Genomic DNA, 10,994 nt, shown 5'->3' on the forward strand with positions numbered 1-10,994 from the left:
TCGTCCCTACTGTTCATCCCTACTGTTCATCCCAACTGTGCCTTCCCCCCCGGGGGGATTAGCTGGAGTAGGCGCTGTTTTCGTGGACGTAGTCGTGGGTGAGGTCGTTGGTGAGGATCGTGGCCTCGGCTGTACCGGCCTGCAGGTCGATTTCGACCAGGACCTCGCGCGGTTCGAGGTCCACGAGGTTCCGGTCATCGCCGATGCTGCCGTTGCGGCAGATCTGCACACCGTTCATGGACACGTTCAGCTGGTCCGGTTCGAAGGCCGCGTCGGTGGTGCCGACGGCGGACAGCACGCGGCCCCAGTTGGGGTCCTTGCCGAAAATCGCGGTCTTGAACAGGTTGGAGCGGGCGACGGCGCGGCTGACGACTTCTGCGTCCCGCTCGCTCGCGGCGTTGAACGTCCGGATCGCGATGTCGTGGCTGGCGCCCTCGGCGTCGCCGATCAGTTTCCGGGCCAGCTCGGCGCAGACCTGGGTCAGGCCGGCGCCGAAGTCGGCGGCGGACGGCGCGGCACCGGAGGCGCCGGAGGCGAGCAGCACCACGGTGTCGTTGGTGGACATGCAGCCGTCCGAGTCCGCCCGGTCGAAGGTGAGCCGCGTGGCGTTGCGGAGTTCGGCGTCGAGAACGTCCGGCGGGACGTCGGCGTCCGTGGTGAGGACCACCAGCATGGTGGCCAGGCCCGGGGCCAGCATGCCGGCGCCCTTGGCCATGCCGCCGATGGTGAACTGCGTGCCGTCCGCGGCCGTGCCGGTGAAGACGGCCTGCTTGGACACCGAATCCGTGGTCATGATCGCGGTGGCCGCCGCGGGCCCGCCGTCCGCGGCCAGGGCTGCGGTGACGGAACCGATCCCGGCCAGGATTTTCTCCATGGGGAGCTGCTCGCCAATCAGTCCGGTGGAGCAGACCACGACGTCGGTGGCGGAGACGCCGAGGGCCTCGGCGGTCTTCTCCGCGGTGGTGTGCGTGTTCTGGAACCCCTGGGGCCCGGTGCAGGCGTTGGCGCCGCCGGAATTGAGGATCACGGCATCCACGCGCCCGTCCTTGACCACTTCGCGGGACCAGTGCACGGGGGCCGCGGCCACGCGGTTGGACGTGAAGACCGCCGCGGCGGCCCTGGACGGGCCGTCGTTGACCACGAGGGCCACATCCGGCTTGCCGGAAGCCTTAAGCCCGGCCGTCACGCCGGCGGCGCGGAATCCCTGCGGTGCGGTGATGCTCACGGTGCGACTCCCTGGAGGTTGAGGCCGGCGGTTTCCGCCAGGCCGAGGGCTAGGTTCATGGACTGCACGGCCCCGCCGGCGGTCCCCTTGGTGAGGTTGTCGATGGCGCAGCACACGATCACGCGGCCGGTGTGCTCATCGAAGGCGAGCTGCATGACCGTGTGGTTCGATCCCTGGACCGATTTCGTGGAGGGCCACTGCCCCTCGGGGAGCAGGTGCACGAACGGTTCGTCGTCGTAGGCTTCGGCCCAGGCGGCACGCAGGTCTGCGGCAGTGACACTGCGGCCTGGCTGCTGCCGGACCCTGGCGGTCGCCGTAGTGAGGATGCCGCGGCTCATCGGGGCCAGCGTCGGCGTGAAGGAGACGGTGACCGGGGACCCCAGCGCCTTGGAGAGTCCCTGTTCGATCTCGGGGGTGTGCCGGTGTCCCCCGCCGACCCCGTAGGGGCTCATGGAGCCCATGACTTCGGCACCGATCAGGTTGACCTTGGCAGCTTTGCCGGCCCCTGAGGTGCCGGAGGCGGAGACGATCACGACGTCGTCGCCCTCCAGCAGCTGGTTGCTGAAGCCGGGAGTGAGGGCCAGCAGGGCCGAGGTCGGGTAGCAGCCGGGGACGGCGATCCGGGTGGCGCCGCGGAGGGCATCGCGCTGGCCGGGCAGTTCCGGGAGTCCGTAGGGCCAGGTTCCGGCGTGGGCCGACCCGTAGAACTTCTCCCAGACCTCCGGGTCCTCGAGTCGGTGGTCCGCGCCGGCGTCGATGACCAGGGTCCCGGCGGGCAGCTGCGCCGCGATCTCCGCGGATGCCCCGTGCGGAAGCGCCAGGAACACGACGTCGTGCCCGGCCAGGTTATCCACGGTGGTGTCTTCGAGAATCCGGTCAGAGAGGCCATGGAGATGCGGCTGCAATTCCCCTAGTCTGGAACCGGCGTTGCTGTGGGCCGTGATGGCGCCGATGGTGACGTCGGGATGACCGGCGAGGAGCCGCAGGACCTCGCCGCCGGCATAGCCGCTAGCCCCGGAAACGGCAACAGAAATAGTCATAAGCACGACTATACAGCAAGAGTATGCATAGATGCCGATATTTATGCATCGATGGGCGTGTGTCCAAAGCTCCCGAACGGCCTGCCGCGGAAACCCGGGGGCGTATGCTTGGTAAAGGGTGATCCAGACCGTGCAGCTGCGAATGTCAGCTGCAGCGTTGCCCGTAACCGTGACGAGGCAAGCGCCCTATGACCGCCACTTCCACCCTTCCCGCCGAAACGCCGGCGCGGCCGCCATCGCGGGTCCGGCAGCCCAACGCCGTCGTCCTGAGCTATTCGGAACTCCTCAAGAGCGTGAAGACGGCCGGCCTCCTCGAACGGCGCGTCGGGTTCTACATCACAGTGTTCGCCAGCCTGGTGCTCCTGATGGCCGCCACCTGGTTCGGGTTCGCGCTGATCGGTGACAGCTGGTTCCAGCTCCTGATCGCCGCCGCCCTCGGCATCATCTGCACGCAGTTGAGTTTCCTCGCCCACGAGGCCGGGCACCGGCAGATCTTCGCGTCCCGCCGTGCCAACGACTGGGCAGCACGCCTGCTCGCCACCTCCGTGGCCGGGATCAGCTACTCCTGGTGGGAGCAGAAGCACGGCGCGCACCACAACCACCCGAACGTCATCTCCAAGGACCCGGACATCGCGCCCGGCCCCATCGCCTTCCACCCCGAAGCCGTAGCCGACCGCCAGGGACGCCTCGCGTTCCTGACCCGCAAGCAGGGCTGGTTCTTCTTCCCGCTCCTGTTCCTGGTGGGCCTGGGACTGCAGATCGATTCCGTGAAATTCATCGTCCGCCGGGCCAAGGTCACGCACCGCTGGGTCGAAATCCCGATCCTCGCGGTCCGGCTCAGCCTCCTGCCGGTCCTCGCGTTCACCTTCCTGCCGCTGGGCATGGCGTTCGCCTTCATCGGCGTCCAACTGGCCGTGTTCGGCTTCTATATGGGCGCGTCCTTCGCGCCGAACCACAAGGGCATGCCGGTGCTGCCGGCGGACAGCCGGGTGGACTTCTTCAGCCGCCAAGTCCTGACGTCCCGGAACATCTCGGGCGGCCGCTTCATGGACATCCTGCTCGGCGGCCTCAACCGCCAGGCCGAACACCACCTCTTCCCGGACATGGCCCGCCCGCAGCTGCACCAGGCCGCCAAGATCGTCCGCGAGTACTGCGCCAAGCACCAGGTCCCGTACACGGAAACCACGCTGATGCAGTCCTACGCCATCATTGTCCGCTACCTCAACGACGTCGGACTCGCCGCGGGCCGCCACTTCGAATGCCCGATGGCAACGGTAACCCGCCGCTACTAAAGGACGGACCGCCGTCGGCCGCGCAGGACCCGCCCCCTCCGGGCCACGTCGGCCCAAACATCACGTGACGGCTGGTTACGGAAGGCCCCTTCATGGTTACCCCCGGTGTCCCTAGGATGGACCCAGGGACCGGGACAGAATTCCCGCCCGGAAAAGGAGCCACATGATGCACGCAATCGTCGCCCGCCAGGCCGGCGGCCCCGAGGTCCTCGAACTCGACAAGACAGCCCGACCTGTTCCCGGGCCCGGCCAGCTGCTGGTCAAGGTCGCGGCCGCGGGCGTGAACTTCATTGACACCTACAAGCGCAGCGGCGTCTACAAGGTCAGCTACCCCTTCACGCCCGGCTCCGAGGCCGCGGGCACCGTGGAGGAGGTCGGCGACGCCGTCACCGGGTTTGCTCCCGGTGACCGGGTGGCCACGGCCGAGGGCGCTGACTGCTACGCCGGCTATGCACTCATCGATGAGGACAAGGCCCTCCCGGTTCCCGACGGCCTGGATGATTTCACCGCCGCGGCGCTGCCGCTGCAGGGCGTGACGGCCCACTACCTGATCAACTCCACCTTCAAGGTCGAGTCCGGCCACACCGTGCTGCTCCACGCCGGCGCCGGCGGTGTGGGACTCCTGATGATCCAGTTGCTCAAGGCGAGGGGCGCCAACGTCATCACCACCGTTTCGACAGACGCGAAAGAGCAGCTGGCCCGCGAAGCCGGCGCCGACCACGTGCTGCGCTACGACGGTTTCGCCGACCGGGTCCGGGATCTGACCAACGGCACCGGCGCGGATGTGGTGTACGACGGCGTCGGAAAAGACACTTTCGACGCCTCCCTGGCGTCCCTGCGCATCCGGGGCATGCTGGTCCTCTTCGGCGCAGCGTCCGGCCCGGTCCCGCCGTTCGACCCGCAGCGGCTCAACGCCGGCGGCTCGCTTTACCTCACGCGGCCCACCATGGGCCACTACCTGCGCGACGCCCGGGAACGCCGCTGGCGCTCCCACGAAGTCTTTGCCGCCGCTGCCGACGGCAGCCTCAAGGTCAGGATCGGCGCACGCTATCCTCTCGGCGAGGCGGCCCGTGCCCACGAGGACCTTGAACAGCGCCGCACCACCGGCAAAGTCATCCTCGTCCCCTAAGCTGCACGGTCCCCCAAGCCGTACGGCAACACCATCCGTTCATCTCCTGCAGGGACAATGCGCCAGTGACCGAGCAACGACTGACCCCCAGTGAAGCCCCCGACGCCGGTGCGGTGCAGAGTCTTCCCGCTCCCCGTCTCACCGTCCACGAGCCCCAGCTGCCGGGCGCCCTCTCCGCCCCGCCGGAGCGCACGCTGATAGACATCGTCCGGGATACTGCCGCCCGGTACCCGGACGCTTCGGCGCTCGACGACGGCCACCGTTCGCTCAGTTACGCCCAGCTCATGGACGAGGTCCGGGCCACCGCCCGGAAACTGCACCTCGCCGGGCTGGGTGCCGGCGACAAGATCGGCGTCCGGATCCCGTCGGGCACCAACGAGCTCTACGTCTCGATCCTGGCGGTGCTGCTGGTCGGTGCGGCGTATGTCCCCGTAGACGCCGACGATCCCGACGAGCGGGCCAAACTGGTCTTCGGGGAGGCGAGGGTGGCCGGCATCCTCCGCGCCGGCGGGAAGATCGTCACGGACAGCAACCACCCCCGCCCGTTCCCCGACGCGAGGCCGCCCGGCCCCGACGACGACGCGTGGGTCATTTTCACGTCCGGCTCCACCGGCACCCCCAAGGGCGTCGCGGTCCAGCACCGCTCAGCCGCCGCGTTCGTGGACGCCGAGGCCCGCATCTTCCTGCAGGCCGATCCGGTGGGTCCGCAGGACCGGGTGCTGGCCGGCCTGTCCGTTGCCTTCGATGCCTCCTGCGAGGAAATGTGGCTCGCGTGGCGCCACGGCGCCTGCCTGGTTCCGGCACCCCGGGCGCTGGTGCGGACCGGGATGGACCTCGGCCCCTGGCTCATCAGCCACGGCATCACCGTGGTCTCCACCGTCCCCACGCTGGCCGCTCTCTGGCCCGTGGAGTCGCTGGAAAGTGTCCGGCTGCTGATCTTCGGCGGGGAGGCGTGCCCGCCCGACCTTGCCGAACGGCTCGCCGTCGAAGGACGCGAAGTATGGAACACCTACGGGCCCACCGAGGCCACCGTGGTCGCGTGCGCCGCGCAGCTCGGCGCGGCCGGCCCTATCCGGATCGGCCTGCCGCTGGACGGCTGGGACCTCGCCGTCGTCGACGCCGATTCGCTGCCCGTCGCCGAAGGCGCGGTGGGCGAACTGATCATCGGCGGCGTCGGGCTGGCCCGGTACCTTGACCCGGGCAAGGACGCGGAAAAATATGCCCCCATGCCGTCCCTGGGCTGGCCGCGCGCCTACCGCTCCGGCGACCTCGTCAGGTACGAAGCAGAAGGCCTCATTTTCCAGGGCCGCGCCGATGAGCAGGTCAAGCTCGGTGGCCGCCGGATCGAGCTCGGCGAAATCGACGCCGCCCTGCAGTCCCTGCCGGATATCGCCGGCGCCGCCGCCGCCGTGCAGACCACCGCGGCCGGCAACCAGATCCTGGTCGGCTACCTTGCCGCCGTCGCGGGCCGTGACATCGACCTCGCAGCCGCCCGCGAACTGCTGGGCGAACGCCTGCCCGCGCCCCTCATTCCGCTGCTGACGCTCGTCGATTCGCTGCCGACCAAGACCAGCGGCAAAGTGGACCGCCACGCCCTGCCTTGGCCGCTCAGTGGAACCGGAGCGGCAGAGGCCGAAGGTGCCCCGCTGAACCTGCCGGAGGACGCGCAGTGGATCGTGGAGCAGTGGAGCGCCGTGCTGGGAAGCCCGGTCACCAGCCTCGATGCCGACTTCTTCGCCTACGGCGGCGGCTCGCTGGCCGCGGCGCAGCTCGTGTCCGCCCTCCGCGTCCGCTATCCCACCATCACGGTGGCCGATATCTACGCCACACCCAGGGTGGGCGCCCTGGTGGACGAGGCCCGGCAGTCGCTGCCGGAGGGTGGTGCCGTCGCTGCCCAGGAGCGCACCGTCCGGCCCACCGCGCGGAAGTCGCAGGCCTTCCAGACGCTCCTGGGCGTTCCCTTGCACATCCTGGTCGGCATGCGCTGGCTGACCTACCTGATGGCAGCCAACAACCTGCTGGCCGCCTTCGCCGGATTCAGCGCCGCGCCAACGATCTCATGGTGGTGGGTGGGAGCTTCCTGGCTGGTCTTCGTCAGTCCCGCCGGGCGGATGCTGCTCTCTGTTGCCGCGGCCCGCATCCTGCTGCGCAACGTGGTGCCTGGCACCTATCCCCGGTCCGGGCGGGTGCACCTCCGGCTCTGGCTCGCGGAACAGATCCAGGACCTCGCCGGCGCCATCAGCCTCGCCAGCGCGCCCTGGGTGCCCTACTACGCGAAAGCGCTCGGGGCGAAGATCGGCGAGAACGTTCAGCTGCACTCGCTGCCGCCCGTCACCGGGCTGCTGACCCTCGGCACAGGGTCCAATATCGAGCCCGAAGTCGATCTGTCCGGCTGGTGGATCGACGGCGACCGTGTCCACATCGGTGCCATCCGAATTGGCCCCGGCGCAAGCGTGGGGGCCCGCAGCACGCTGATGCCGGGAGCCACGGTGGGTGCCGGGGCGCAGGTGGAGCCGGGTTCCGCTGTGATCGGCAAGGTCAAGGCGGGCCAGCTCGTGGCCGGGTCGCCGGCCGAGCGCCGTGGCAAGGCCCGGCACTCGTGGCCGGACTCCCCGGACGAGCACCGGCTGATGGGCCGGTTGTGGTTCGCCGGTTTCGCCGCCGCCTCCGCCATGCTGGCGCTCATCCCCTACGTCTCCGCCGCCGTCGCGGGCTTGGTGATCTTCGCGTTCATCCAGGGCAGCTCCTCCCTGCCCGCGGCCCTGCCCGGCATAGCGCTCTCGATCCCGCTGGCGGCGCTGGCATGGTTCCTGACCAACCTGCTGCTGATCCTGGCCACGACGAGGCTCCTCAGCGTCGGCCTCGCCGAAGGCTACTACCGGGTCCGGAGCCGGATCGGGTGGCAGGTCTGGGCAACCGAGCGGGTACTGGATCTGGCCCGGGATCTGCTGTTCCCGATCTACGCCAGCCTCTTTACGCCGGTCTGGCTGCGGCTTCTCGGTGCGAAGGTCGGCCGCAACGTGGAGGCCTCGACAGTGCTGCTGATCCCGCGCATGACCACCGTGGGCGAAGGCGCGTTCCTGGCCGACGACACGATGGTGGCGTCCTACGAACTCGACGGCGGCTGGATGCACATAGCCCCGGCCAAGATCGGCAAGCGGTCTTTCCTGGGCAACTCGGGCATGACGGCGGCCGGGCGCAGCGTGCCCAAGAACTCCCTCGTGGCGGTGTTGTCCGCGACGCCGGCCAAGGCGAAGTCCGGCACCTCGTGGCTCGGCAGCCCGCCGGTGCGGCTGCGGCGCACCGCCATCGCCTCGGACGACACGCGGACCTACCAGCCGCCCCGGAGGCTGAAGGTCGCGCGCGCCCTGTGGGAGCTGTGCCGGTTCGTCCCGGTCATGCTGACGGTCGTCATCGCCGTCGGTGTGATGCTCGCGTTCGACGCGATGGCGGCCCTGTTCAACTACGGAGTCGCCGCTCTCCTGAGCGGGGTGGTGATCCTGCTCGCCGGGGCCACGGCCGCGGGCAGTGCTGTCGTGGCCAAATGGCTGCTGGTGGGCCGCATCCGCCCCGGCGAGCACCCGCTGTGGAGCTCCTTCATTTGGCGGAACGAGGTAGTGGACACGTTCATTGAGATGGTCAGCGCCCCGTGGTTCGCGCGCGCCGCCACGGGGACACCGGCGCTGGTGTGGTGGCTGCGGGCACTCGGCGCGAAAATCGGTGCCGGGACCTGGTGCGAAAGCTACTGGCTGCCGGAGGCGGACCTCGTCACCCTCGGCAGGAATTCGACCGTCAACCGCGGGTGCGTGGTCCAGACCCATCTGTTCCATGACCGTGTCATGAGCATCGACACTGTTACGCTCGATGACGGAGCCACCATGGGCCCGCACGGCGTCATCCTGCCGCAGGCCAGGATCGGCAGCGGCGGCACGGTGGGGCCGGCGTCCCTCGTCATGCGGGGCGAAACCGTCCCTGCCGGGACGTACTGGATGGGCAATCCGGTCAGCCCCTGGGACGGGCCGGCACCGCCCGCCGGGCCCCGTTAGGCCCGGCGCCTGCGCACGTCCACCAGCACCACAACCGAAGGTCCGTCCATTGAGCACCAGCGCACCAAGCAGCAGCGGCGCCGCCGCCCGCGGGGACATCAGCGGGGAAATCAGCCGCGAAATCAGCCGGGCCACGAGCCCGGAAGCCGGCGCCCCGGACCCCTATATGCCCGGCCACGGGACCAATGCCTACCGCGTCGCCCGGTATGAACTCGATCTGGACTACCGGGTCAGCAGCAACCGCCTTGCCGGGCACGCCGTCCTGCACGCCATCACGCAGCTCCCGACGTCGGCGATCGTCCTGGACCTGGCCGGCTTGCGGGCCACGAAGATCCAGCTCAACGGGCGCAGGGTACGCCGGTTCACGCAGCGGGCCGAGCAGCTCGTTGTCTACCCCGACCACCCGCTGCTCGCCACCGAGGCCTTCACGCTGGACATCCGCTATGAGGGGTACCCCGCGCCGCGCCGCGGCGTGTGGGGCGAAGTGGGCTGGGAAGAGCTCTCCGATGGGGTGCTGGTCGCCGGGCAGCCCAACGGGGCAGCCTCCTGGTTTCCGTGCAATGACCACCCGCGGGACAAAGCGACCTACCTCATCACCGTGACCACCGACGCGAACTACCGGGCCGTGTGCAACGGGGTGCTGCTTTCCCGCACCAGCAGGGCCAGCCGCGAGACCTGGGTCTTTGAGCAGGCCGAACCCATGGCCACCTACCTGGCCACGGTCCAGATCGGCCGCTACGAGCTCCTGACGCTCAATGCCGACCGGCCCTCAGGGCACGTTCCGCAGTATGTGGCCGTGCCGGCGTCGCTGCAGGCGGGCGCCCGGGCCGCCCTGGCCCGCCAGCCCGACATGATGCGGACCTTCACGAACTGCTTTGGGCCGTACCCATTCCCGGAGTACACGGTGGTGGTCACCGACGACGTCCTGGAAATCCCGCTGGAAGCGCAGACACTGTCCATCCTGGGGCCCAACCATCTGCGGCAGGACTGGGAATCACAGCGGATGATCGCCCACGAACTCGCCCACCAGTGGTTCGGGAACTCCCTGACCACTGCGACCTGGAAGGACATCTGGCTGCACGAGGGCTTTGCCTGCTACGCGGAATGGATCTGGTCTGAAGAGGCCGGCATCATGTCGGCGGCGGCCCGCGCGCGCGCCGCCTGGCGCAAGCTCGCCGCTGCCCCGCAGGACCTGATGGTGGGCGACCCCGGCCCCGAACTGATGTTTGACGACCGGGTCTACAAACGCGGCGCCCTGGCCCTGCACGCCCTGCGGGTACGCTGCGGCGACCTGGCGTTCTTCGCCCTGCTGCACGACTGGACGGACCGCTTCCGGCACGGCACCGTGACCACCGCCGACTTCATCGTCGCGGCCGCCCACACGACGGGCCTGGACGCAGAGGCCCTTTTGCACCCCTGGCTGTTCGCCGACGCCCTGCCGCCGCTCCCGCAGGCAACGCCGCCCAAGATCTGATCAGGGGCCGGAGCTCCGGCTAGGGAAGGACCGCCAGGGCGACGGCGGCCACGAGATCAGCGGGCAGGCCTGTCTCTGCCGGCGGCAGGTCCCGGAGCCCTGCGCGGCCGTTCACTGCCGGCGCCAGCACGTCCAGGGTGTCCGGGGCCGTCTGCAGCCCGGTGCCCAGCATTTTGAGCCAGGCCTCCTTGCGCGCCCACAGGCGTGCCCTGCCCTGCAGCAGCGCGATGCCGGCCAGCCCGGCGAGGTGCCGTTGTTCCGCCGGGGTCAACACGACGTCGTCGAACCCGTCGAAGTCCGCCCGGGCCGGATCCTCGACGTCGATGCCCAGGTGCTCGCCCGGGTCCGGGTCCACGACCCCGGCCAGAAGCGTCCAGCCGGCCGTACGGGACAGGCTCAGCAGCAGCGGCGCAGCCTGGCCGCGGAGCAGGTAGCCGGGCCGGCCGTGTGAGATGTCCGTGCCGGTGCCGCACCGAGGACAGCTGTACCAGGCGGTGAGATCCGACGCCGGAACGCCGAGCAGGCCGGCGGCGAACCGGCGCTGCGCGAGCCGCCCGTACAGGAAGTCCTCCCGGGTCCGCGGGGTCATGGCCCGGGCCCGGACGAGCTCGGCCCCGTCCAGCAGGGAGCGCGAGTCGCGTTCCAGCTCCGGTTCCGGATATAGGGCTGGTGCCGCGTCCACGGGCGCCCCCAGGCCCCGGGGAATACCGGGGTAGCCGGGAACGCGAAAGGGCGGGCAGGCACGCACAACAAGGTGTGATGCCATGACCCGCCCCTTTCAGAAACGT

7 protein-coding genes are annotated in these 10,994 nt (G+C 69.7%); 4 read left to right on the plus strand and 3 right to left on the minus strand.

The features are described from left to right. Positions 1–58 precede the first annotated feature (58 nt). Entirely contained in the window at positions 59–1,225 is a 1,167-nt protein-coding gene (gene argJ, locus AC1DRO_RS08270) for a bifunctional glutamate N-acetyltransferase/amino-acid acetyltransferase ArgJ (RefSeq protein ID WP_476950493.1), read from the minus strand. After that, positions 1,222–2,265, minus strand: coding sequence for an N-acetyl-gamma-glutamyl-phosphate reductase (gene argC / locus AC1DRO_RS08275; RefSeq protein WP_476950494.1), 1,044 nt, complete (start codon positions 2,263–2,265; stop codon positions 1,222–1,224). Before argC ends, argJ begins: the two co-directional genes overlap by 4 nt. 188 nt (positions 2,266–2,453) lie before the next feature. Here argC and AC1DRO_RS08280 point away from each other — a divergent pair, with 188 nt between their 5' ends. The 4 genes from AC1DRO_RS08280 to AC1DRO_RS08295 all read left to right on the plus strand — a co-directional run bounded on the left by AC1DRO_RS08280 (position 2,454) and on the right by AC1DRO_RS08295 (position 10,206). Continuing rightward, entirely contained in the window at positions 2,454–3,557 is a 1,104-nt protein-coding gene (locus AC1DRO_RS08280) for a fatty acid desaturase family protein (RefSeq protein ID WP_028277262.1), read from the plus strand. Positions 3,558–3,720: 163 nt separating this feature from the next. After that, positions 3,721–4,686, plus strand: a complete 966-nt coding sequence (locus AC1DRO_RS08285; RefSeq protein ID WP_476950495.1) for a quinone oxidoreductase family protein — start codon at positions 3,721–3,723, stop codon at positions 4,684–4,686. Between the two features lie 113 nt (positions 4,687–4,799). Continuing rightward, a complete protein-coding gene (locus AC1DRO_RS08290) occupies positions 4,800–8,732 on the plus strand; it encodes a Pls/PosA family non-ribosomal peptide synthetase (protein ID WP_476950607.1) in 3,933 nt (1,310 codons plus the stop codon). A 49-nt stretch (positions 8,733–8,781) separates the two neighbouring features. Continuing rightward, the gene (locus AC1DRO_RS08295) at positions 8,782–10,206 is read left to right on the plus strand and encodes a M1 family metallopeptidase (protein ID WP_476950496.1); all 1,425 of its coding nucleotides are present in this window, start codon (positions 8,782–8,784) and stop codon (positions 10,204–10,206) included. A 19-nt stretch (positions 10,207–10,225) separates the two neighbouring features. Here the strand turns inward: AC1DRO_RS08295 and AC1DRO_RS08300 are convergent, their stop codons facing one another. Next, a complete protein-coding gene (locus AC1DRO_RS08300) occupies positions 10,226–10,972 on the minus strand; it encodes a 4'-phosphopantetheinyl transferase family protein (protein ID WP_476950497.1) in 747 nt (248 codons plus the stop codon). Positions 10,973–10,994: the final 22 nt, after the last annotated feature.

Source organism: Arthrobacter sp. P4_F11, assembly GCF_056401395.1.